At 74.1% G+C, this 22768-nt stretch carries 26 protein-coding genes; 15 read left to right on the forward strand and 11 right to left on the reverse strand.

Going from position 1 to position 22768, the window contains the following annotated elements:
- Window positions 1-11 precede the first annotated feature (11 nt).
- A complete protein-coding gene (locus tag AMK25_RS24540; RefSeq protein WP_073830750.1) occupies window positions 12-392 on the forward strand; it encodes a hypothetical protein in 381 nt (126 codons plus the stop codon).
- Here the strand turns inward: AMK25_RS24540 and AMK25_RS24545 are convergent.
- The gene (locus AMK25_RS24545; RefSeq protein ID WP_073830751.1) at window positions 389-916 is read right to left on the reverse strand and encodes a flavoprotein; all 528 of its coding nucleotides are present in this window, start codon (window positions 914-916) and stop codon (window positions 389-391) included. The genes AMK25_RS24540 and AMK25_RS24545 overlap by 4 nt on opposite strands.
- Before the next feature lie 73 nt (window positions 917-989).
- Here AMK25_RS24545 and AMK25_RS24550 point away from each other — a divergent pair, with 73 nt between their 5' ends.
- The 5 genes from AMK25_RS24550 (at window position 990) to AMK25_RS24570 (ending at window position 5405) form a co-directional block, all read left to right on the forward strand.
- Complete coding sequence (locus AMK25_RS24550) at window positions 990-2282, forward strand: AAA family ATPase (RefSeq protein ID WP_073830752.1); 1293 nt, start codon at window positions 990-992, stop codon at window positions 2280-2282.
- Window positions 2283-2357: 75 nt separating this feature from the next.
- Window positions 2358-2591 (forward strand): hypothetical protein, encoded by a 234-nt coding sequence (locus AMK25_RS24555; RefSeq protein WP_073830753.1) that lies wholly within the window; start codon window positions 2358-2360, stop codon window positions 2589-2591.
- A 47-nt stretch (window positions 2592-2638) separates the two neighbouring features.
- Entirely contained in the window at window positions 2639-2944 is a 306-nt protein-coding gene (locus tag AMK25_RS24560; RefSeq protein ID WP_073830754.1) for a DUF6403 family protein, read from the forward strand.
- A 17-nt stretch (window positions 2945-2961) separates the two neighbouring features.
- On the forward strand, window positions 2962-4305 hold the full coding sequence (locus AMK25_RS24565) for a hypothetical protein (protein WP_241826470.1): 1344 nt from the start codon (window positions 2962-2964) through the stop codon (window positions 4303-4305).
- Window positions 4302-5405, forward strand: coding sequence for a hypothetical protein (locus tag AMK25_RS24570; RefSeq protein ID WP_073830755.1), 1104 nt, complete (start codon window positions 4302-4304; stop codon window positions 5403-5405). The genes AMK25_RS24565 and AMK25_RS24570 overlap by 4 nt, the downstream gene beginning before the upstream one ends.
- Window positions 5406-5432: 27 nt before the next feature.
- Here AMK25_RS24570 and AMK25_RS24575 read toward each other — a convergent pair whose 3' ends face one another.
- Window positions 5433-5999, reverse strand: a complete 567-nt coding sequence (locus AMK25_RS24575; RefSeq protein ID WP_073830756.1) for a snapalysin family zinc-dependent metalloprotease — start codon at window positions 5997-5999, stop codon at window positions 5433-5435.
- Between the two features lie 116 nt (window positions 6000-6115).
- On the opposite strand from AMK25_RS24575, the gene AMK25_RS32795 reads away from it, so the two are divergent.
- From AMK25_RS32795 to AMK25_RS24600, 6 genes are all read left to right on the forward strand, one after another.
- On the forward strand, window positions 6116-6265 hold the full coding sequence (locus AMK25_RS32795; RefSeq protein ID WP_241826471.1) for a hypothetical protein: 150 nt from the start codon (window positions 6116-6118) through the stop codon (window positions 6263-6265).
- Entirely contained in the window at window positions 6238-6384 is a 147-nt protein-coding gene (locus AMK25_RS32800; RefSeq protein WP_241826472.1) for a hypothetical protein, read from the forward strand. The genes AMK25_RS32795 and AMK25_RS32800 overlap by 28 nt, the downstream gene beginning before the upstream one ends.
- 146 nt (window positions 6385-6530) lie before the next feature.
- The gene (locus tag AMK25_RS24585) at window positions 6531-7244 is read left to right on the forward strand and encodes a hypothetical protein (RefSeq protein WP_073830757.1); all 714 of its coding nucleotides are present in this window, start codon (window positions 6531-6533) and stop codon (window positions 7242-7244) included.
- A gap of 13 nt (window positions 7245-7257) precedes the next feature.
- Window positions 7258-7518, forward strand: a complete 261-nt coding sequence (locus AMK25_RS24590; protein WP_073830758.1) for a hypothetical protein — start codon at window positions 7258-7260, stop codon at window positions 7516-7518.
- Window positions 7515-7922, forward strand: coding sequence for a hypothetical protein (locus AMK25_RS24595; protein ID WP_030501892.1), 408 nt, complete (start codon window positions 7515-7517; stop codon window positions 7920-7922). The genes AMK25_RS24590 and AMK25_RS24595 overlap by 4 nt, the downstream gene beginning before the upstream one ends.
- Window positions 7923-7965: 43 nt before the next feature.
- The gene (locus tag AMK25_RS24600; RefSeq protein ID WP_073830759.1) at window positions 7966-11175 is read left to right on the forward strand and encodes an ATP-binding protein; all 3210 of its coding nucleotides are present in this window, start codon (window positions 7966-7968) and stop codon (window positions 11173-11175) included.
- Window positions 11176-11230: 55 nt separating this feature from the next.
- Here the strand turns inward: AMK25_RS24600 and AMK25_RS24605 are convergent, their stop codons facing one another.
- Genes AMK25_RS24605 through AMK25_RS32805 form a run of 3 tightly spaced genes read right to left on the reverse strand, consistent with a single transcriptional unit; the run spans window position 11231 to window position 13259 of the window.
- Window positions 11231-12085: an ABC transporter permease gene (locus AMK25_RS24605; protein WP_073830760.1), complete on the reverse strand. Its 855-nt coding sequence runs from the start codon at window positions 12083-12085 to the stop codon at window positions 11231-11233.
- Window positions 12082-13095, reverse strand: a complete 1014-nt coding sequence (locus tag AMK25_RS24610) for an ATP-binding cassette domain-containing protein (RefSeq protein WP_073830761.1) — start codon at window positions 13093-13095, stop codon at window positions 12082-12084. Before AMK25_RS24610 ends, AMK25_RS24605 begins: the two co-directional genes overlap by 4 nt.
- A gap of 29 nt (window positions 13096-13124) precedes the next feature.
- Window positions 13125-13259, reverse strand: coding sequence for an NAD(P)H-dependent oxidoreductase (locus AMK25_RS32805; protein ID WP_241826473.1), 135 nt, complete (start codon window positions 13257-13259; stop codon window positions 13125-13127).
- 262 nt (window positions 13260-13521) lie between these two features.
- Between AMK25_RS32805 and AMK25_RS24620 the strand changes: the two genes are divergently transcribed.
- Window positions 13522-15066, forward strand: coding sequence for an MSCRAMM family protein (locus AMK25_RS24620; protein ID WP_073830762.1), 1545 nt, complete (start codon window positions 13522-13524; stop codon window positions 15064-15066).
- Window positions 15067-15113: 47 nt separating this feature from the next.
- Here the strand turns inward: AMK25_RS24620 and AMK25_RS24625 are convergent, their stop codons facing one another.
- From AMK25_RS24625 to AMK25_RS24640, 4 genes are all read right to left on the reverse strand, one after another.
- Window positions 15114-16097, reverse strand: a complete 984-nt coding sequence (locus AMK25_RS24625; RefSeq protein WP_073830763.1) for an aldo/keto reductase — start codon at window positions 16095-16097, stop codon at window positions 15114-15116.
- Between the two features lie 108 nt (window positions 16098-16205).
- The gene (locus AMK25_RS24630) at window positions 16206-17060 is read right to left on the reverse strand and encodes an aldo/keto reductase (protein ID WP_073830764.1); all 855 of its coding nucleotides are present in this window, start codon (window positions 17058-17060) and stop codon (window positions 16206-16208) included.
- Between the two features lie 114 nt (window positions 17061-17174).
- Entirely contained in the window at window positions 17175-18350 is a 1176-nt protein-coding gene (locus tag AMK25_RS24635) for an endonuclease (RefSeq protein ID WP_073830765.1), read from the reverse strand.
- A 40-nt stretch (window positions 18351-18390) separates the two neighbouring features.
- Window positions 18391-19368 carry a LysR substrate-binding domain-containing protein gene (locus AMK25_RS24640; RefSeq protein ID WP_073830766.1) on the reverse strand — a complete coding sequence of 326 codons (978 nt, stop codon included), beginning with the start codon at window positions 19366-19368 and terminating at the stop codon, window positions 18391-18393.
- A 38-nt stretch (window positions 19369-19406) separates the two neighbouring features.
- Here AMK25_RS24640 and AMK25_RS24645 point away from each other — a divergent pair, with 38 nt between their 5' ends.
- Window positions 19407-20288, forward strand: a complete 882-nt coding sequence (locus AMK25_RS24645) for a serine hydrolase (RefSeq protein WP_073830767.1) — start codon at window positions 19407-19409, stop codon at window positions 20286-20288.
- A gap of 140 nt (window positions 20289-20428) precedes the next feature.
- Window positions 20429-21430, forward strand: a complete 1002-nt coding sequence (locus AMK25_RS24650) for an MBL fold metallo-hydrolase (RefSeq protein WP_073830768.1) — start codon at window positions 20429-20431, stop codon at window positions 21428-21430.
- Between the two features lie 9 nt (window positions 21431-21439).
- Here the strand turns inward: AMK25_RS24650 and AMK25_RS24655 are convergent, their stop codons facing one another.
- Both AMK25_RS24655 and AMK25_RS24660 read right to left on the reverse strand, forming a co-directional pair.
- Window positions 21440-21979 (reverse strand): DUF1697 domain-containing protein, encoded by a 540-nt coding sequence (locus tag AMK25_RS24655; RefSeq protein ID WP_073830769.1) that lies wholly within the window; start codon window positions 21977-21979, stop codon window positions 21440-21442.
- Window positions 21980-22016: 37 nt separating this feature from the next.
- On the reverse strand, window positions 22017-22760 hold the full coding sequence (locus tag AMK25_RS24660; protein ID WP_073830770.1) for an FkbM family methyltransferase: 744 nt from the start codon (window positions 22758-22760) through the stop codon (window positions 22017-22019).
- Window positions 22761-22768 lie beyond the last annotated feature (8 nt).

The following is a 22768-nucleotide window of genomic DNA, read 5'->3' on the forward strand; positions in this document are numbered from 1 at the left end:
CCGTCCCCGACGTGCTGGACACCGAAGGACTGCTGGCCGCGTTCACGCCGCCCCGCCCGTACACGATGGCGGTCGTCGCCGACGCGCCGGCCGCGCCCGGCGTGCACCTGGTGCTCGACGGTGGCGTGGTGGTCTACGTCGGCTACACCGGCAACCTGCGCTCCCGGCTGCGGCAGCACCTCACCGGCAACCGCGACTCGTCGGTCCTGCATGATCAGGTCGGCCAGCTCCTCGACACGCCCGGCCGCGCCGCTACCCGCGACGACATCGCCGGGTGGCTGGGGCGGCGCGAGGTCCGCTGGCTGGAGACCGACCACCCCGAGGGTACGAAGGACGCGCTGGTCCTGGCGTTGCGTCCCCGCTTCAACCGCCAGGTACCCCGGCCCCGCTAGGTGTCGGATCGCGCCGCGCGCAGCGCGTCCACCACCACAGCCCAACGGCTCGGCGACATCTCTTCCGGCGTCCGCAGTACGTCCCCGTCGTGCACCACCACCCCGGCCTCACGCAGCCTCACCAGGTTCGGCCGGTACGCGGGGTGCGCGGCGAGCACGGCTTTGACCTGGGGGAACACCTGGATCGGCAGGCCGGCGCCGAGCAGCTCGTTGAGGATGCCCAGGGCCAGCGTGTCGCTCGCGCCGGTCGCCCATTTGTTCAGCGTGTTGAACGTGGCCGGCACGACCGCGGCGACGTCAGCCGGCGGGTGCGGTTCGGGATCGCAGGGGCGGCGCCACTGCGCACGTACCGGATATCCGGTCTGGTCGGCGAGTGCGTCACAGTCGAGCCAGCTCGCGGCGAGCGGTGTGGCGATCAGACATACCCGCCACCCGTCGGTCATGAGCAGCTCGACGAGTTCGCCGATCCGCTGGGCCGGGGGAGCGGCGCAGACGATGAGGTAGAGCACCGGCGCTTCACTCATGCCCGCAGTCTTACCCGGCGCATGTTAAGAAGGGGCCCCGCCTCTACCGGAGACGTTAAAAGGGGGCCCTTCCTTGCACGAAGCGGAGCAGGTGATCCAACGGGTGCTGCGGGACCTCCGGGAGGGGGCGCACCGGGGCGTCGTGGTGGACTCGCCGCCGGGCGCCGGGAAGTCCACCCTCGTGGTCCGCGCCGCGGTCGAGATCGCCGCTACCGGTGACCCGCTGATGATCGTGGCGCAGACCAACGAGCAGGTGGACGACCTCATCGACCGGCTCGGCCGTAGGGCCCCGGAGCTGCGCGTCGGGCGGCTCTCCGCCACCGACTACCGGCCCACCGAGCGGGTCACCGGGCACCCGGCGGTGCGGGTCGCGGCGAAGGTCGCCGACCTGGGTGGGCCGGCGGTGACCATCGGTACGGCGGCCAAGTGGGCCACCGTCACCGAGGGAAGCTGGCCGTGGGCGATCGTGGACGAGGCGTACCAGATGCGCGCGGACGCGCTGCTGCGCGTGGCGGGGCGGTTCGAGCGGGCGCTGTTCGTCGGCGACCCGGGGCAGCTCGACCCGTTCTCGACTGTGGAGACGTTCCGCTGGACCGGGCTGACGTGGGATCCGATGCAGTCGGCGGTGGCCACGCTGCTGCGGCACAACCCGGAGCTGCCGGTGCACCGACTGCCGGTGTCGTGGCGGCTGCCCGACTCGGCCGCGCCCGTGGTGTCGGCCGCGTTCTACCCGTTCACCGGGTTCCGCGCCGGCACCGGTCCGGCCGACCGGGTGCTGACGTTCACCGAGCCGGGCCCGGGTGACGCCTACGACGCCTCGGTGGAGGTGGCCGCCGCGACCGGCTGGGCGTTGCACGAGCTGCCGGCCCGGCACACCGTGCGTACCGATGGGGAGGCCGCCGCGGCCTGCGCGGAGCTGGCGCTGCGGGTGCTGGCGCGCGGCGCGGTCGCGGTGAGTGAGGCCGCGCCGAGCGGCGCGCCGGTCACCGCGGACCGGATCGCCGTCGGGGCCGCGCACCGCGACCAGGTCGCGGCCATCCGGTCCCGGCTGGGCACGGCCGGGGCGGGCATCACCGTGGACACCGCCAACCGGCTCCAGGGCCGGGAGTACGACGTGACGATTGTGCTGCACCCGCTCTCCGGCCGACGCGACGCGACCGCGTTCCACCTGGAGTCGGGGCGGCTGTGCGTACTGGCGTCGCGGCACCGGCACGCCTGCGTGGTGGTGGCCCGGGCCGGGATCGGTGAGCTGCTCGACGCGTACCCGTCGACCGAGCGGGTGCACCTGGACGTGCCGGTGAAGTTCCCGGACGGCTGGGAGGCCAACCAGACGGTGCTGACCCACCTGGACGCGCACCGGGCGTGACGGGGGGCCGTCGCGGCATGTCGGGCAAACCGTTCGGATCTTCCGGCGGTCGAGGGCGGTGGGCACGATGGCCGGATGTACCCTCACGACCCGTATCAGCAGGATCCGTACCAGCAGCAGTATCCGCCGCCGCAGTACCCGCCGCAGGCGTACGCGCCGCAGCCGGAACAGCGGACGAACAGGTGGGCGATCGCACTGTGGGTGGCCGTGCCGGCGCTGCTGGTGATCCTGTGCTGTGCCGGCTGTGTCGCGTCCGGGTTCGCGGGCGGGTTCATCGACGGGTTCAACGAGGGCTATTCGTCGTCGTAGGCGTACCTCGGCGCGCGCCGCTGGCGGCGGTGCGTTAGACATGGATCATGACCGCGAGCGTGCTGCCCTGGCTGGGTGGGGGTGTGGTGGCCCTGGCGGCCGGGTTCCTCGCCGCGTTGCTGCCCCGGCGACGCGCCCGCGCGCAGGGCCGGCGCGTCGCCTGGTCCTCGGCGCGGGCGGCGATCCACGACGCCACTGTGAGCCGGGACGCGTCCCTGACGGCGGTGCCGGAGGCGGAGCGGCTGCTGGCCCGGGCCGAGCTGCTCGCCGCCGGGCGGGGCGGCGCCGACGCGGCCCGGGCCGCGGCCGAGCACGCGCGCCGGGCCGACGAGCTGTGGCGGGCCGGCCGGTGACCGCGCCGAGGTTGCCGGTGCGCCGGGAGCTGGTGCGCTGGTCGCTGCTCGCCGCCGCGGCAGCAGTGCTCGTGGTGTTCCTGGGGGCGCAACGGCAGAGCGTGGAGGTCAGCTACGGGCGGTCCCCGTCGGCGGGCGCGCTGCCGCAGGAGGGGTCGGCCGGGGAGCTGAGCGACGCGAGCGTGCCGTCGGTCGAGGAGATGACGGCGCTGGTCGCGGCCGAACCGGTGGTACGGCTGCCCGGGGCGGTCGCGCGTTGGGACGAGCAGCGGGTACGGGCGGCCATCGGTGACCGGGGCACCCGGATCCTGGTCGCCCCTCCGGGTCTGGACGAGGCGGAACGCCGCCGGGTCAAGGACGTGGAGAGCGCCGAGATCCGGATCGTCGGCACCGAGGTCAGCGGCGGGCTCTACGTGGCCTCGCCGGACGACCTGCCGGGCTGGCGGGCCCGGTTCGCCACCCGCGACGTGACCGGCCCGCTGCTCACGCTGCTGGCCACGCTGCACGACCAGCCGACCCCGCCGGACCGCGACGACCTGCGCTGGCGGGAACCGACCGGCGCGGAGCTGGCCCCGATGGTGAGCGCGTTGCGCGCCACCGGCCGGTACGTGGGCTCCGGCGCCACGCTGACCAAGCTGCCGGAGAAGGCGGCGAGCAGCGCGTTCCCGGACGGGGCCTGGTTCGTGGTGCTGCCCGCGCAGCCGTACGGGGAGCCGCTGCCCGCGTACGGGCCGGCACTGCACCGGCTCGCCCCGGACCAGCCGCTCGTGGTGATGTACGGCGACTGGATCGAGTACCACGGTCCCGGTGCGGCGGAGTTCGCCGAGGTGGCCGGCGCGAGCTTCTACGCCCAGTTCGGCAGCCGGCTCGGCCGGTACGCCTATCCGCAGCAGAACGTGCTCGGCACGTACCTGGGCCAGGTGACCGACGTGCGGTACGCGGGGCTGTTCGACCGTCCGCTGCCGTACCGGCCGTTCGACCCGCTGCGGGTGGCGCTGCCGGCATTGCCCTGGATCTTCGCCGCCTGCGTGGCCGGTTTCGTGGTGCTGTCGATCCGTACCGTGCGGGGGAGCGGTCGCCGTCCGGCCGACGTCGGTCCGGGCGGTACGCCGGCCCGGCTGGCCGGGCTCTCCGCGCTCGCAGTGGAGCTGTCGCTGCTCACCGACGCCCGCACCGACCCGGCGCTGGTGCGGGGCGTGGGCCGGTTGCGGGCGGCCCGGGACGCGCTGGACGAAGGGCTGCCCGACCGGCACGTACGCGAATTGCTGGCCGACGCGGCGGCCGAGCTGGACGGCGTGGCCCGGGACGTGCGGATGCCCGGCTACCGGCCGGACGTCTACCTGCGGGCGAGGCTGTCGTGAGCGGCGTCGCGGCCCGGCCCGCGCGGGTGTCCGCCCGGCGTGGCGCGGCGGCGACCGGTCCGCGCCGGCTGCTCGGCCGCCTGGTCGGCACCGCGTTCGGGCGGGCGACGCTCGCCTGCCTGGCGCTGGCCGGCTGGGCGCTGTGGACCGGCGGCATCCTGGACGGGCCGGTCGCGCGACAGGTGCGTGTCTCGTCGGTCTACGCCGCTCCCGGGGTGGACCTGGACCGGGCCGCCGCCGAGCGGGTCATCGGCAACCGGCGGCTGGTGGTGCTGATCATGGAGCCGGGCGCCGACCTGCGCGAGGCGTGCGCCGACACCAAGCGCGCCGCCCAGGGCACGTTGGTGCTGGCGATGAGCCGCGACGGCGAGGACTGGGACACCTACGGCTGCTCCCGGCTCGGCGGCGACGGCGCCAAGGACCTCGGCCGGGCGATGGTTGCCGAGACCACCATCGGCCGGGGCGCCGACGCGTTCGTGGACCGGCCGGTCGAGGCGCTGAAGGTGATCGTGCTCAACTACGACCGGCTGGTCCGGGCCGGTCTGGTGCCGGACGGGGCTCGTACCATCAGCCCGTCGCTGCCCCGGTACCTGCTGGCCGGTGGCGCGGTGACCGGCGTGGTGGCCGGCGCCGCGGTGCTCTGGTTCGGCGGTCGCCGGGCCGGTCGCCTGGCGGACGCGCGCCGGGCCGGGCGGGACGCGCGCGCCGACGAACGGGGCGCGCTCGGCGCCGCCACCGCGGTGCTGGCGCAGCAGATCATCGACCTGGACGGGTACGCCGGTCCGGCCGCCCCGGCGCACCGGCGGCTGGCCGCCGACTACGTCGGCCTGCTCGACGAGGTGTCCGAGGTGGACGACGACGCCGAGGCGCTGCGCCGGCTCCGGGAGCGGGTCGAGGAGCTGAACCGCCGCGCGGCGGATCTCGCCGACGACGCCGCTTCCGGCCGGGGCGCGGATCGCGCAGGTGGCCGCAAGCAGGACAAGCCGCCGGGCGGCAGGTCGGCGGGCGGGCGGCCGGACAGGACCGTGACCGGGCGGCCCGGCCGGACGGCGGCCGGCACGCCGGGGAAGGGCCGGACGCGCGGACGGGGCCGGCGGTGACCCGCCGACCCCGTCGTCACTGCGTCGTCAGCGCTGGGCGCCCACCGTCGCGGCGGCCGGCCAGCTGCCGGTGAAGACCTGGGCGGGCGTCGCGCTGCGGGCGGCGAAGCCGAACAGCGAGTCGACCCGGGAGGCCTCGGCGGAGCTGGGGTACGGGTTGGTGCAGCTCGTGCCGGCGCTGCCACCGGACATCAGGAGGGCGCAGTTGCCGTTGTAGTTGTCCGGCAGGCCGAGGATGTGGCCGATCTCGTGCGTCATGATGCGCAGTGCCGAGTACTGCTGGGCCTGGTTGTAGTCGATCACCACGCGGCCGTTGCCGAGGCTGGTGCGCTGGGCGTACGAGCCGCCGCCGTAGGTGTAGGTGATCCGCAGGTTGGACCCGCACTGGGCCATGTTGATGTTGTTCGTGTAGTTGTTCCAGATCGCCGCCGCCTGCACCGCCGTGTTGGCGAACGGGCCGGCCTGGCTGATGTTGTAGCAGACGTTGCGGACGGCGGCGGAGGCCGGAGCCGGGTTGACGGCTACCGCACCGAGCGCTGCCAGCGTCGCGGCCGCGAGGGTGGCGAGGATCCGGGACAGCTTGGGCTTACGCATGGTTCACACTCCTTGGGATGGGGGGTGAGCGGAACGCCGCCAGCCTATAGATAGGCATTCATCGATATCAAGTGTTGCGGTGAACTGACCGGGCTCGACCATCCGTACCCCTGGTCGTGCGGACCACGGAGCTGGTGACCTGTCCCGGCGAGTCGCGCGACCGGCTCGGCCCGGTCGCCGTGCGCGAGGCGGTGCACCGCTGGTTGCGGCTCATCGCGGCGGACGCGGAACTGGCCCCGTGCCTGGTCGGGGTCGACCGCCGCTGAGCGAGGAGCAGCGCTGGCGCGTCCTGGACTATCTGGCCGCCGCGCTCTGGACGCTCGACCTGCCGCCGGCGGCGCTCGTGAACGCCCAGCGGGCCGTCGCCGGACTGCTGCGCGCCTGACCGCGCGCCCGCGCGGCAGCACAGGAATGGTCATTCACGCCGCCGGGTATCCCCGGCATTCCTGTCAATCTCCCGTCACGCAGGGTGTTTTCCTGATCGCTTCCGGTCGATAACGTCGGGCCACTGCCGTCGACGAAGGGCCGACGATGAACGACAACGGACACCTGCTCGACCGTCGGCGACTGCTCGCCGGCGCGGCGGCAGCCTCGGCGGTCACAGTGACCGGCCTGGCCGTCGCCTCCACCCAAGCCGCCGCCGCGGCGGCGCCCGCCCGTCCCGCGACGCCGCTGATCGCCCGGGACCGTATCGCCACCGCCGCGCTGCGCGCGCCCGACGGCTCCGCGCTCGCGGTCGGCGTCCAGACCGACTTCCACGCACGGCTCGCCGCCTGGCTGGCCTTCTGGTCGGCGAACTCGCCGCCGGCCTGGAGTACGCCGGTGCAGGTGGTCGCCCGGATCGAGCCGGCCGGCGACGCGCTGGTGCTGCACGCGATCCGGCACCGCCGCGACGACGAGCTGCACGCCGGGTTCACCGCCGGCCGGCGCGACGCCACCCACCTGGCCACGCTGGCCAGCCTGCATCACCACTTCCCGAGCGTGCGGGTCCGGCCGGACGGCACGATCCGGGTCGCCGACGGACCCGCCGGGTTCACCGGCGCCCCGGAACAGGTCGCCTTCGCGGTCGCGGCCTGCCGCGAACTGTGGGGCGACGCGGCGGCCACCGCCGACCGCTGGGCGGCACACGCCGCCCGGGTGCTCGCCCGCGCCGGGCAACGCACCGACGCCGCCTCGCACGCCGGCTGGGCGGCCTTCACCCGCACCAGCCTGCGTCGCGGGCTGGGCACCGAATCGTACGAGTGACCGGAGGAAGCACATGGCCCGCAACGAGTTCCGCTTCGTGGTCGACGGTGTCGACCTGAGCGCCGAGCAGCAGACGCTGATCGCCGCGGAGATCCAGAAGGCCGGCCTGGCCGCGCTGCGTACCGCCGACGCGAGGCTGACCAACCCGCTGACCGTCGGCCACGGCAACATCAAGCTGCGTCCCGAGTGGTACGGCCTCTGGGTCATCGACGGCCCGTTCGCCCAGGACCTCGGGCAGAAGATCAACGACATCGGGTTCTGGATCCAGCGGTGACCGACGCCGCCCGGCCGGCCGGCGCGCCGGAGCGGATGTGCCCGAGCACCCCGGCGTCGAACGCCACGGTGTTCCTCGGCATGATCACTCCGGCGGGCCGGGTGGCCTACGTGACCCCGGCCGTACCGGCCGAGGTGGCGCTCGCCGGGCTCGGCGACTCCGACGAGCCGGTCGAGGCGCGGGTCCGGCTCGCCGGTCCGTGCGTCACCTCGTCCTGCGGCTTCTGGACCGGCTCGCACTGCGGGCTGGGCGCGCGGATGGCCGCCTCGTACGCCGAGACCGCCCCGCCCGCCGAGGAGGCGCTGCCGAAGTGCGCCATCCGGCGCACCTGCCGGTGGTTCGCCGAACAGGGACCGTCGGCGTGCCCGGCGTGCGCGCACGTGGTGACCGACGCGCGGACCTGATCGCCGTCATCTTGTCGGACCCCTCGACTAGCGTCGGGAGGTCATGGAGCCGCGGTTCGGCGAGGGAATCATCGGGCGGGAACACCCCGCGGCACTGTTGCGCGCCGAGGTGGCCCGGCTGACCGCGGGCCACGGCGGCCTCGCCCTGGTCACCGGCGAGCCGGGCATCGGCAAGACCACACTGGTCTCGGCCACCGCCGACGAGGCCCGGCGACGCGGGGCGCTCGTGCTCGGCGCCGCGTGCTGGGACTCCGACACCGCACCCGACTACTGGCCCTGGCTCCAGGTGCTGCGCCGGCTGGCCCGGTCCGCCGGCGACCCGTCCGGCGCCCGGGAAGCAGTCGACGCCGGGCTGGCCGCCCTGCTCGGCGAGCGCCCCGCCGGGGAGGGCGACGAGCCGGGGGACGACGGTGACCCGGCGGGGGACGACGGCCGGGCCGAGTTCGACAGGCACGACGCGGTGACCGCGGCGCTTGTCGCCGTCGCGCACTACCGGCCGGTCGTGGTGGTCCTCGACGACCTGCACTGGGCCGACCCGGCGTCGGTCCGGCTGCTCCAGTTCGTCACCCGGCACACCTGGTTCGAACGGCTGCTGTTCGTCGGCACCTACCGGGACGCCGAGGTCGAGTCCGGCGAGCATCCGCTGCGACCGTTGCTGGTGCCGCTGAGCGCGAAGGCCACCACAGTCACGCTCACCGGTCTCGGCCGGGACGAGGTGGCCGCCCTGATGACCCGCACCGCCGGTCGCGAGCCGGGCGCCGACCTGGTCGCCGAGGTGCACAGGCGCACCGGCGGAAACCCGTTCTTCGTCGAGCAGACCGCCCGGCTCTGGCACACCGACGGCCTCACGGACACCATCGCGCCCGGCGTACGGGAGGTGGTGCGCCGCCGGCTCGACCAGCTGCCCGCCCCGGTGGTCGAGGCGCTCACCGTCGCCGCGGTGCTCGGCCACGAGTTCGACAGGGGGACGGTGGCGGCCTGCGTACCCGCGCCGGTCGCCCAGGTCGACCGCATGCTCGGCCGAGCCGCCGCGGCCCGGCTGGTGCTGCCCCGCGGCGGCGGGCGGTTCGTCTTCGTGCACGACCTGGTCCGCGAGACGCTCTACGACGGGCTCGCCGCGGACGCGCGGCGGGCCCGGCACGCGGGCGTCGTCCGGGCCGTCGACAGGTCCGACGCGCTCGCCGACGCGCTCAGCCCCGCCCACCTGGCCCGGCACGCGTGGCTGGCCGGCGCCGAGCTGGACCCGGTACGCGCCGGTGACCTGCTGGTCACAGCCGCGCGGGACGCCGCCGGCCGGATCGCCGTGGACGAGTCGGTCCGGCACTACCGGCGGGCACTCGAGCTTCCCGGCGAGCCCGCCCCGCGGGTCCGGCTGCTGCTGGAACTGGCCGGGCTGCTGCACCACATCGGGCCGGCGGAGGAGGTCGAGCGGCTGCTGACCGAGGCCGCCGTGCTGGCCCGCCAGGCCGACGACCCCGGCGTGCTGACCCGGGTGGCGCTCACCGCGCACCGGCGGCACTCGGCCATCCGGCGCCGGCTCGACGTCGACGACCTGGTCCGCGAGGCGTACCGGCGGTTGATCGGCGAGCCGGATCCGGAGCGGTCGGTGCGCAGCCTGGTCACCGACCTGATCACCGCCACCGAGACGCTCGCCCGGCACGGCCGGGACGACGAGGCGCTCACGTTCAGCCTGTGGGCCCGCCACGACACCACCTGGGGGCTCGGCACCGCCGAGGAGCGGGCCCTGGTGACCGCCGAGATCCGGGAGGTGGCCCGCCGCGGCGGCGACCGGGAGACCGAGCTGTGGGCCACCGCGCTGCGCTGGGTCGCGCTGCTGGAGCTGGGCGACCCGGGATACCGCCAGGAGCTGGCTGCGTTCGTGGCCGGCGCCCGGCAGGGCGAGGTCCCCCGGCAGCGGATGGCGGCCACCATGGACAGCGGCATCATCGCCGCGTTCCGGGGCGACCTCGCCACCGCCGAGGAGTGCTTCGCCGAGGTGGAGAGCCACCCCGAGCCGGAGCACTCCGACCACGCCTTCATGACGTACCACATCCGCTGGTCGGTGCTGCTTCTCTACGGCCGGGTCGCCGAGGCCGAGGCCCTGCTCGACAAGGTGGGCGCCGGCCATCCGCAGGCCGAGCTGCTCCGGGCGATCACCGCCGCCGAACGCGGCGACACGGACGCCGTACTGGGACTCACCGCCGGGATCGAGGCCGCCGGCGCCACGTACCCCCGGTCGGTGTCGCCGCTGTGGCTGCGGCTGCGGGCCCAGGCGGCGGCAGTGGACGGCGACCCGGACCGGTGCGCCGAGGCGCGGGCGGCGCTGACCCCGCACCGGGGGCGGTGGATGGCCGCGCTGTTCGGCTGCGACATCGCCGGCCCGGTCGACCTGTGGCTGGCCGCCGTGGACGCCGCCCAAGGCAGGTGGGACGACGCGGTCGCCGGTTACACGGCGGCCCGGGACGCCGCCGACCGGCTGGGCGCCCGCCCCTGGTCGGTGCTGGCCCGGGCCGGGCTGGTGGCCGCGCTGACCGGGCGCGGCGGGCCGGGCGACGCGGCCGAGGCGCGGCGGCTGCGCGCCGCGACGGTGGCTGAGGCGGGGGCGCTGGGCATGAGACAGGTGCCCGGCCGGCTGGTCCCCGTCCGGGCGGACTCCCCGGCGGTGGTGGTCTCTCCGCTGGCCGCTGTTCGCCCGGCGGTGTCCGCCCCGCCGGAGTTCTGCCCGGACGGGCCGGTGTGGCGCCTCGGGTACGGCGGTGTCGTGGTGCACCTGCCCGACGCCAAAGGGCTGCACGACCTGCGGTTGCTGTTGAGCCGGCCCGGAACCGACGTGCCCGCGGTCGAGCTGCTCGACCCGGCCGCCGGCCCGGAACTTGTCGCTGCCCGCAGGCTCGGCGCCGACCCGGTGCTGGACGACGAGGCGAAGGCCCGCTACCGCCGGCATCTGCGGCGGCTCGACGACGAGATCGATCGGGCCGCCGTACGCCACGACGAGCGGCGGCTGTCCGCGCTGGACGCCGAGCGGGCCGCTCTGCTCGACCAGTTGCGTACCGCCGCCGGGCTGGCCGGGCGCAGTCGCCGCCTCGGTGACCAGGCCGAACGGGCACGCAAGGCGGTGACCGGGCGGATCCGGGACACGCTGCGCCGCATCGACGAGCGGCATCCGGCGCTCGCCGCCCATCTGCGCGAGTCCGTCACCACCGGCGGCACCTGCCGCTACCTGCCGCCCGAACCGGTGTCCTGGCGGCTCTGACCGGCCGGCACGCCGGGGTGGCGGGGTGCGGACCCCACCACCCCGGCGGACCGGGTCAGTGGCGGTTGTAGCGGTACATGGTCAGCGTGCCGAAGACGGCCACGAAACCGGCGCTCCAGAGCAGCAACCACATCGTGTTCGTGGCGTCCATCGAGCCGGCCATCGCCGCGCGGACCGAGGCGACCAGGTGGGTGATCGGGTTGACCTTGACGAACGCCTGCAACCAACCGGGCATGGTGGACGGTTCCACGAACACGTTGCTGAGGAACGTCAGCGGGAACAGCACCATCATGCTGACCCCCATCACCGACTTCTCGCTGCGCAGCACCAGGCCGAAGAACGTCCACACCCAGGAGAACGCGAACGAGAAGACCACGAGCAGCCCGATCCCGGCCAGCACCCCGAGCAGCCCGCCGTCGGGACGGAAGCCGAGCACCAGCCCGACCGAGAGGATGACCACCGCGGCGAGCACGTAGCGCAGCACGTCCCCGAAGATCATCCCGACCAGTGCCGCCGGCCGCCAGACCGGCAGCGTACGGATCCGGTCGAAGACGCCCTTCTCGATGTCGTTGTTCAGCCCGACCCCGGTGTACATGGTGATCATCACGACGCTCGTGACCATGATGCCGGGCAGGAAGAACTGCAGGTACGCACGCGGGCTGTCGGCCAGGGCGCCACCGAACAGGTACGTGAACATCAGCACCATGATGATCGGGAACGCGGTCACGTCGAACAGCTGCTCCGGCACGTGCTTGATCTTCAGCAGGGCCCGCCAGCCGAACGTCAGCGACGCGGCGAGCGGACCCGGCCGGGCCGGCCGTTCGGCCGGGGCGAGCACAGTGGCGAGCGCCTCGGCGGACGGGACGTAGACGGACGGCGGGCGCCCGGTGGTGATAGCGGTGTCGCTCATCGCGCCGCCTCCAGCTCGTCGTCCCGCTCGTCCGCCGGGACGGCCGGGTGGTCGGTCAGGGCCAGGAAGACCTCGTCCAGGCTGGGCTGGCCGAGGGAGAAGTCGTCCACCACGATGCCGGCGCCGGCCAGCTCACCGAGCGCACGGGCGGCCTGCGCGCTCGCCTCCAGGTCGGTGCCGTCCTCGCCCACCCGGGCGGTCAGCGCCACCGGATCCGTGTCGAGCTGCACCGGTACGCCCAGTGCCGCCCGCAGCACCTGTTCGGCCTGGGGCCGCTGCCCCGGATCGCGCAGCCGGATGTGGACGCTGCCGGAACCGACCGACGACTTCAACTCGCCCGGGGTGCCCTCCGCGATCACCCGGCCGTGGTCGACCACCGCGATCCGGCCGGCGAGCTGGTCCGCCTCGTCCAGGTACTGCGTGGTCAGCAGCACTGTGGTGCCGTACGCCACCACCGCCCGCACGATCGCCCACACCTGGTTGCGGCTGCGCGGGTCCAGCCCGGTGGTCGGCTCGTCCAGGAACAGCAGATCCGGGGTGTTGAGGATGCTCGCGGCGATGTCGATGCGCCGCCGCATCCCGCCGGAGTACTTCTTCACCTGCCGCCCGGCGGCCTCGGTCAGCCCGAAGGCGGCGAGTAGTTGGTCGGCGCGGTTCCGGGCGCCCGCCCGGCTCAACCCGAGCAGCCGGGCCAGCAGAATCAGGTTCTCCGCGCCGGTCAGGTCCTCGTCCAGCGAGGCGTACTGGCCGGTCAGGCTCACCCGGGAACGGACCGCGTCGGCGTCGCGCACGACGTCGTGGCCGAAGACCCGGGCCGTGCCGCCGTCGGGGCGCAGCAGCGTCGCCAGCACCCGTACGGCTGTGGTCTTGCCGGCGCCGTTGGGGCCCAGCACCCCGTACACGGTGCCGGCGGGCACCCGCAGGTCCAGCCCGTCGAGCGCCCGCGTCGTACCGAAGGACCGGACCAGGCCGTCGGCCTCGACGGCCAGGCCGGTGTTCCGGTTACTCATGAATCACTACCTCTCCTCGTGGATGGTGCTCAGCAGGCGTACGGCCGCGCCGACCGCCCCTCCCGCGACGCCCGGCCCCACCGGCGCAACTCGTCGTACGCGACGTCGATCGCCTGTTTCAACGAGGCCGGGGAGCTGTGGTTGTACTCCGGGGTGACCACCACGAACGCCCGCCGGCCTCACCCCGGAGACGCCAGAAGGCCCGCCAGATCGGATCTGGCGGCGGCTCCCGGCCGCAAGCGGTGGGCAATCGACCGGAAACCGGGGTTATGCGCCTTTCCGCGGAACTCCGCCGAAAGACCTGTCGCGGACAGTGCGAGGCGTGCCGGTCGCCATATGCTGCGCCGGCATCCGACGCACGGGGGGCGTGTCCCGGTTGTGGCTACGCGGGCGCCTCTCCGTGCATTCAACCGAGAGGGGTTCTGCGTGTCCATCGCCCGAAGAGTCTTCGCCGCGCTCGCCGTGGCGGCTCTGGCCGTCACCGCCTCACCCACCGCCGCCGGCGCGGCCGAGGACCCCGCCGGTGTCCTCCACCTGACCGTGACCGCGCCCGACGGCGCTCCGGCTCAGGGCACCGTCACCGTGGTGGCCGCGGACAGCAGCTACGACGTCAGCCTGCTTCAACTGGACGAGTCCGGACAGCTCAGCGTCGCGCTGCCCGGCAACGACTACAAGATCGCCGTCAGTCCGGCGTACGGCGATCCCGACCAGCCCGACGACGCGCTGCGCCAGTGGGTGCCGGGCCGCACGAGCTGGGCGCGCGCCGGGACGGTCCGGGTGTCCGCGGGGGACACGACGGACGTCGCCGAACGGCTGCTCGCCCCCAGCTCGTCCACGGTGCGGGCGCGCGACGCGGTCACCGGCGCCCCGGTCGGCGGCGTCTGCGTGTTCGTCGACGCCCGCCGCAACCCGTGCGGCGACGCCGAGGTGACAGTGCCGCCGCTGGTCCCCGGCCCGCAGGAGGTTCGGGTCTACACCGAGGGCGATTCCCACCTGCCCCGCTACGCGACCGTGACGGTGGCGGCCGACGGCAGCGGCGTCGCCGTGGTCGACCTGACCCCGGCCGCGCACGTGGTCTCCCGGGTGGTCGACGCCGCCACCGGGGCGCCCGTCGCCGGGGCCTGCGTGACAGTGGCGCCCGCCGGCACCGGCGAGCTGCCGGGCGACCCGGGACGGTACTGCTCCGACGCCACCGGGGCGGTCCGCCTCGACCAGCTCGGGGCCGGCTCCTGGAACCTGTTCGCCCGCCCCGCCGGCGGCTCGCCGTACGGCGCGCAGTGGGTCGGCGCGACCGGCGGCACCGGTGACGCGAAGCAGGCCCGGGTGGTCACGCTCCGCGCCGGGCAGACGGTCACCGTCCCCGCGATCCGGCTCGACCGTGCCGGCGTCGTCACCGGCACCGTGACCAGCGCGGCCACCGGTACGCCGGCGACCTCCGGCAGCGTCACGCTCGCGCCGGTGTCGGGCGGCTCGTCACCGTGGGGCACGGAGCTGGACGCGCAGGGCCGCTACCGCATCGACTGGCTCGGCCCGTACGCCTGGCCGCTGCTGTTCACCACCGCCGACAACGCCACCCAGTGGTCCGGCGGGTTCGCCCTGCGGGGCAAGGCCGAGCCCGTCACCGTCCGGGCCGGCGCCACCACTGTCTACAACCTCGCCCTGCGCCGGGGTGTCCTGGTCACCGGCCGGCTCGTCGACCCGGAGGGCCGCCCGGTGGTCGCGGAGCTGACGGTGCGCAACGCGCGTACCCGTGAGGTCATCGGCCGGACGTCCGACCGCGACGGCGAGTACGCGCTGCGCGTGCTCGGCCCCCAGCCGGTAACAGTGGCCTGGCTCTGGACGCCGCCGTTCGTCAGCTACGCCGGCTGGTACGACGGCGCGGCCCGGGCGGCCGACGCCACCGAGGTGACAGTGCCGGGCACCGGCAGCCTGCGGCTGGACGTCCGGGTGAGCCGGTTCCCGGCGAGCTGAGCGACACCTCCGGGCCGGGTGGCGCGCCGCCACCCGGCCCGGGCGGGTCACCCGGCCGTGTCCAGCCGGGTCCGCTGCTCCGGGGTCAGCTCCAGGTCGACAGCGCCCAGGCTCTCCTCCAGCTGCGCCACGGAGGAGAAGCCGACGAGCGGGACGGCCGGGATGTCGCCGCCCATCAGCCAGGCCAGCACCACCTGGTTGACTGTGGCCCCGGTCTCGGCGGCCACCGCCCGCAACGCCTCCAGCCGGGCCGGGGTGGCGGGCACCGCGTACTCCTCGCCGAGCCGTTCCGGCCTGACGTACGCGCCCTTGAGCAGCGGCGAGTACGCGACCAGCGTGAGCTGCGGCTCGGCCCGCAGGTAGCTGAGCAGGTCCGGGCCGACCCAGCCGACGTCGCCGTCCCGGTCCAGCTCGCTCGGCACGTCCAGACGCCGGGGCAGGTAGCTGCGGTGGTACTGCAGCACCTCGTACCCGGGCAACCCGGCCGCGGCGGCGAGCGCCCGCGCCCGCTCCACCCGCCAGGCGCGGTGGTTGCTGGCGCCCAGCAGCCCGACAGTGCCCTCGGCGACCAGCTCGGCGAAGCCCTCCACGGTCTCCCGCAGCGCAACCGTGTGGTCCTCGATGTGGGCGTAGAGGAGGTCGATCCGGTCGAGCCCGAGCCGCTCCCGGCTGCGTTCGGCGGACTCGCGGATCACCTTCGCCGACAGCCCTTCGGGGTTGTCCACGTAGCTGGTGCCCGGGGCGAGCGGCCGGGCACCGAGCTTCGTGGCGATGACCACCTCGTCGCCGACCCCGCGGCTGCGCCGCCAGCGGCCGAGCAGTTCCTCGCTCTCGCCACCCTGGCCCCCGTTCTGCCAGAAGGCATAGTTGTCCGAGGTGTCGATGAACGTGCCGCCGGCCTCGACGTAGCGGTCGAGGATGGCGTACGAGGTGGCCTCGTCGGTGGCGGTGCCGAAGAGCATCGCGCCGAGGCTGAGCACGCTGACCTTGCGGCGCGTCGCAGGGTCGGTGCCGATGGTGCGGTAGCGCATGGATTTCCTCCCCGTCGGAGCTTTGCCGGTCACCCTGCCCCTTCGAGTGCGCGCGAAGTCAAACGTCGAAGGGCCCCGGTTCCCCGGGGCCCTTCGGTGTGCGGCGGTTCAGCTCGGGATGTAGTCGAACTCGTCCGGGTTCGGGCCCGTCCGGCCGGCCTCGCCCCGGTCCAGCGAGGTGAGCCGCTCCATCGTGGTGTCGTCGAGCGTGAAGTCGAAGATCGCGAAGTTCTCCTCGATCCGCTTCGGGGTGGTCGACTTCGGGAACACGATGTCGCCGCGCTGCACGTGCCAGCGCAGCACCACCTGCGCCGGGGTCCGGCCGACCTGCTCGGCCACGTCGACGACCGTCGGGTCGTCGAGCACCGCGCCCTGCGCGATCGGTGACCACGCCTCGGTGAGGATGCCGTGCGCCTTGTCGTACGCGCGCACCTCCTCGTTGCCGAGGTAGGGGTGCGCCTCGATCTGGTTGACCGCCGGCACCACGTCCGTCTCGGCGGCCAGCCGCTCCAGGTGCGCGACCTGGAAGTTGGACACGCCGATCGACCGGACCGTGCCCTCGCTCCGCAGGTCTTCGAGCACCTTCCAGGTGGAGACGAAGTCGCCGTCGTAGCGGGTGGGCAGCGGCCAGTGGATGAGGAACAGGTCGAGGTAGTCGAACTTCAGTTCCCGCAGCGTCTGCTCGAACGCCTTGCGGGCGTCGTCCGGGCGGTGGAAGCCGTTGTTCAGCTTGCTGGTCACGAAGACCTCGCCGCGGTCCAGCCCGGAGGCGCGCAGCGCCTGGCCCACCTCGGCCTCGTTGCCGTACATCTGGGCGGTGTCGATGTGCCGGTAGCCGACCTCCAGCGCGGTGCCGACCGCCCGGGCGGTGTCCTTCGGCTCGATCTGGAAGACGCCGAAGCCGAGCTGTGGGATGGAGTTTCCGTCGTTGAGTGCGATGTCCGGAACGCTGTTGGGGGCCATGAGAGTCTCATCTCCGATCGTGCGGTGCCGGGGCGCGTCCGTGCCGACCGCCCCGGCCGTGCCAACCGGATGTCTCTACCCGCTCGCCACGCTTCCTCACATCGAGGACGAGCGTCAACTCCAGATCGACCGGGCCCACTCCGGGTGGTCGACGAACGGGTTGCGGTTGCCCTGCCAGCGTTCGTGGATCCGCTGGTTGCGTCGCTGCTCGAAGGTGTCCGGCGGGTCCTGGTCGTTCCAGGCCAGCAGCTTCGACAGCCGCCCGAGCCGGGGCGCGGAGCCGTTGGAGACCGAGTCGTTCGGTTCCAGGTCCGGCCAGCCGTCGCCGCCCTCGTACCGGATCGCCATGTAGAGGATCATCCGGGCCACGTCGCCCTTCACCGCGTCGCGCGGCTCGAACGAGTCGGCGTCGGTGTAGCAGCCGGGCGCCTCGGCGACCGTGCCGCCACCCGCGTCGAAGTCCTTGTTGCCGCGCAGCGAGTTGACCGACACGTCCTCCGGCCGCAGGTGGTGCACGTCGGTGCCGGGGCCGGTGGCGGTGCCGAAGTCGCCGTGCGACTTGGCCCAGACGTGCTCCCGGTTCCAGTCGTTCGCACCGCCGCCGTTGCTGGTCTTGCTCTGTGACCGTCCGCTGTAGAGCAGGATCACGTTGGCCGGGTTGGCCGGGTCCTGATCGGTGTCCTTGAGCGCGTCCCACACCTGGTCGTAGCTGAGCTTCGTCTGCACCCGGATGATGCCGTGCAGCGCGGTGCGCAGCGCCGGCCCGGTCTTGCCGGCCGCGGCCGCGTAGTAGGCGTCGGGCGTGCCGGTCGGCGCCGGGGTCGCGGTGGGGGAAGGGCTCGGCGTGGCGCCGCCGCCGAGGGCCATGGCTGTCGGGTTCTTCAGCCCGCCGTGACTGAAGTACGCGGTCAGCGCGCCGGTCGCGGTCACCTGCCGCCCGCGCAGCGACGGGTTGGTGAGCAGCCCGAAGGTGCTCCGCCAGGCGGCCGTGACCTGCACGTACAGCATCCGGGCTGTGCCGGTCTCGCCGGCCTGGTCGGCGATGGCGATCGCGGTGTCCGCGGTGAAGCCGGACCTGAGCACCGTGTTGGTGGCGGTGGGCTGGCCGATGACGTAGCCGGTCACGGTGGCGGTCCGGCCGTCCTGGGCGGCGAGCGCCTGCGCGACGGTCAGTGTGGTCGCGGCCGAGGCGGCGCCGGTGACCCCGAGCGGGATCGCGACCGCGACGGCGAGCACGACCGCCGCGACCATCCGCCCGGGTCGCGAGCGGGTGACGCGCTTTATATTCATGATCAGCGATGTTAGTCGGATCGGGGTGAACTGCGGGAGGTCAGCGGGCCAACTTTTCGTCCCGGCCGGCCTCGAACAGCACCGGCCACGGCCGGGCCGCCGGGGCGAGGAGCGCCGTCCCGCCCGGTTCGTCTGGCGCGGTCAGCGTCTCGGTGGCGAGGTGGCCGAACATCGGCGCGGCCGGGTGCGCGGCCCGGATCGGCCAGGCCGCGGAGATCCGCCGGACCAGCGGCGTGCCGGTGATCGGTCGCCAGGCGATACGCGGTTCCCGGCGGGCCAGCGCGGCGGGCTCAACGGCGACCGCGCCGCCGGTGAGCAGCAGACCGAACAGGAACTCCGGGTTGCGCGCGGGGCGGACCCGGGCCGGGGCGAAACCGTGCTGCCGGCACACGGTCAGCAGATGCTCGTGCCAGCCGGGCGCGGTGGCCGGTGGCGCGGTGACCAGGTCCATGCCGGCCAGATCGGCGAGCGCGATCTCCCGCGGCCGGGCCAGCGGCGAGGCCCGGGGCAGCAGCACACCCACAGGTACGTCCACCGGCTCACCGAAGCGCAGCCCGGCCCCGTCGACCGGATGGTGCAGCAGGCCGACGTCCAGCCGCCCGTCCGTGAGCATCCGGTGCTGCTCGGCGCTCGTCAGTTCGTGCAGGTCGAGGGCGAGCCCGGGCGCGCGGGCCGCGAGCGCGTCGAGCAGCGCGCGCAACGTCACGGCCGGGGTCTCCGGGGGTACGCCGGCGCGCAGCACCCCGAGCGCGCCCCGGCGGACCCGCTCGGCGAGGTGACGCAGCCGGCGTTCACCGGCCAGCAGTTCGTCGGCCTCGCCGAGCAGCAACTGGCCGGCGGTGGTGAGGCCGACCTGGCGCTGTGACCTGTCGAACAGGGTGACGCCCAGCTCCCGCTCCAAACGCTGGATCGACTGGCTCAGCGGCGGCTGTGCCATGCCGAGCGTCTCGGCGGCCCGGCCGAAGTGCAGTTCCCGGGCGACCACCACGAAATGCCGCAGGTGCCGCAGCAGGTCCATCCGGGCACCCTAGCGTCGCCGCTGGTTACCGTGTCGGCGTGGATGTGGCGGAACGGGTCGGGGAGATCTTCGGGCGGGCCGGGGTGCGGGGTTGCCTGCACGTCGTGGACGTGGACGACCCGGCCGGCGGTGAGGTGGCGCTGCGCGCCGACGAGCAGATAGTCATCGCCTCCATCTTCAAGATCATGGTGGTGCTGGAGTTCGCCCGGCAGGCAGCCGCCGGCCAGCTCGACCCGACCGAACGGGTGCTTGCCGGTGCCGCCGACCGGCTCGGCGGCTGGGGTGTGGCCGGCTGCGCCGACGACGTGGAGGTCTCCCTGCGCGACCTCGCGTACCTGGCCATGTCGGTGAGTGACAACACGGCGGCCGACCTTCTGCTGCGCCGGGTCGGGGCGGACGTGCTGCCGATGCTGGCCGCGGAGCTGGACCTGCCGCGCACCCGGATCGTCGGCGGCCCCCGGCAACTCGTCGAGACGATGCTCTCCGACGTGGGCGCACGCACCGAGGCGGACTTCGCGCGGATCTTCCCCACCCTGTCGCCCGAACGGGTCCGCGCGATGCGGGTCTTCGACCCCGAGTACACCAGCTCCAGCACCGCCCGGGAGCTGACCCGGCTGCTCCGTCTGGTGTGGCGGGACGAGGCCGGCCCGGCGCCCGCGTGCGCCATGGTCCGGGAGTTGATGGCACGGCAGCTCTTCTGGACCCGGCTGGCCGCCGGTTTCCCGCCCGGGGTCCGGGTCGCCGGGAAGACCGGCACCCTGCCGGGACTGCACCTCGAAGCGGGCGTCGCGGAGTATCCCGACGGTCGCAGGTACGCGATAGCGGTGGCGGTACGCGCTGAACGGCTTGCCGCCCGCCGGATCGATGTGGACCTGGCGATGGGGGAGGCGGCCCGGACCGCTGTCGAATCCTTGCGTTGATGCAGGCCGAGCTCTCGGCCTGACCTGCGGTGATATCGGTCCGGATATCGGCTGTTGCGCTCGTCGATCTTGGACATCGGCGCCGGCGGGGTGGTGGTCTGGTCCTACCGATCACCGATCCCGAACGGGGAGGACGACACATGCCCGAGAACCAGCCGTCCGGCTACGCCCGCCGTCGACTGCTACGCGACACCGCAGTCGGCGCCGCCGTCGTCACCACCGCCGGACTCGTCGCCGGTGCCCCGGCCCGAGCCGCCGGGCCGAACCCAGTTGCCGCGCCGAGCCGCACCGCCGGCGGCACGCGCCGCCGCGGCGCAGTGAGCTTCCGCTGGTGGGGGACCTCCGGCTGGCGGATCGACATGGGGGACCGGACGGTGCTCGTCGACCCGTACCTGAGCCGGTACGACACCGGGCTGTTCCGGAAGCCGTTCAACCCCGACACCCGGCTGACAGTGGCCGCCGACGTGGTCGACCGGCTCGCCGACCGGGCGGAGAACATCTTCGTCACCCACACCCACTGGGACCACTTCAACGACGTGCCGCACATCGCCGTCCGGACCGGTGCCCGGGTCTTCGGCACGCTCACCGCGTACCACCTCGGCCTGGCGTACGGGCTGCCGACCGGGCAACTGGCCCCGGTCAAGGGCGGCGAGGTGCTCGACTTCGACGGGTACACGGTGGAGGTGGTCGGCTCGCTGCACAGCCGGAATCCCACCTGGTCGATGGCCTTCCCGGGGGTACGGGTCAGCCCGCCGCCCCGCCCGGAGACGATCGCCGACCTGCCCGAGGGCGACACGCTGGCGTACCAGATCCGGATCGACGGCGGACCGTCCGTGTTCTTCATGGGCGCCAGCGACTTCGACGAGCGCAAGCTGAGCGGACTGGCCCCGGACGTCGCGATGGTCGCCTCCGCCGCCACCACGGCGACCGCCGACTACGTGCCCCGGCTGATGGCCGCGCTGGACCGTCCGAAGGTCGTGGTGCCGGTGCACTGGGACAACTTCGAGACGCCGCTCACCAACCCGCCGACTGTCGCCGACAACGACCGGGAACGTCTGGACGCCCTCGTCGCAGAGGTACGCCGGGTCTCGCCGCGCAGCCGTGTGCTGGTGCCCGAGTACCACACGGCGTACCGGTTCTGACGGCGTCGCTCAGGCGGCGGTGAGGTCGCGCAGGGCCAGCACCGACCGCCAGTTGCGGGCGGTCGCCACCACACCCAGCTTCTTCTCCAGGTACGCGGCGGTGAACTTCGTCCGCCCGTAGCCGCCGGCCGGGAAGTGCAGGTGCGCCTCCCGGCCGATCACCTCGTACTCCATCGTCTCGCCCGGCGGCACGGCCAGCTCGCGGACCCGCGCGGCGGCCGGCGCGGCCGACAGGAACACCACGAGCACCCGCGTGTGGTCGTCCTGCCGGCCCGCGTACGGGCTGGCGGCGGCCACCGCGGCCAGCTCGTCCCCGTCGCGGACCAGCACCGGCACCCGCAGGCCGAGTTCGTCGGCGAGCCGGTTCGCGATGCCCTCGGCAAGCGTCTCCGCCCGGGCCGGTGGGCTGGTGAAGACCACGTTGCCGCTCTGCAGGTACGTCGTGACGTCGGTGTGTCCGAGGTCGGTGACCACGCGGCGCAGGTCGGCCATGGCCAGCTTGTTGACCCCGACGTTGACGGCCCGCAGCAGGGCGGCGTACCTGGCCATCGGCCCTCCTCGACTCGTGCTCGGGGCCGACCCTACGTCAGGAGACCGACAGCCGGGCGTAGACGTCGCCGGAGCGACCGGCCGGGCGGTACGTCTCCAGCAGGCGCACCAGCCCGGCCGCGTCCAGCCAGCTCTCGCTCGCGAACCGCATGGTCTCCACCGGCGAGTAGTTGTAGCGGTACGCGCCCAGCCGTTCCACCAGTTCCAGCGCCTCCAGCGCGGCGTCGTGCGCCGGTGGCAGGTACTCGAAGGACAGCCCGCGCACCGGATGGGTGAGCCCGGACAGCACGTCGACCTCGAAGCCCTCGACGTCGACCTTGCAGAACGCCGGTACGCCGTGCCGCGCGACCAGGTCGTCGAGCGTCACCACCGGCACCTCGATCGACCGGTCCCAGCGGACCCCGGCGAAGCTCGGGTCGGCGGTGACCGACTCGATCCAGGACGACGACATGGTGGACACCGTCGGCGTCGCCGACGACAGCTCCAGGCGCGCGCTCCCGGACCGCGCCCCGACCGCCGTCGGCTCGATCACCACGTCGGCGTCCCGCCCGAAGCCCAGGCGCAGCACCCGCAGGCAGTCGGGCTGCGGCTCCACCGCGACCACGCGCGCGCCCAGCCGCCGCCAGGTGCGGACCCGGCCGCCGACGTGGGCGCCGATGTCGAAGGCGAGGTCGCCGGGGGAGAGGAACTGCCCGTAGAGCTGCCGGGCACGCCGGTGCTTGGCCGGCTGACCGTGGTAGACGGCCAGGGAGCGGGTGATCCCCCAGGCCCGCGCGAGCATCGTCACGA

The sequence above is a fragment of the Micromonospora sp. TSRI0369 genome, assembly GCF_001905625.1.
Lineage (GTDB): Bacteria > Actinomycetota > Actinomycetes > Mycobacteriales > Micromonosporaceae > Micromonospora > Micromonospora echinospora_A.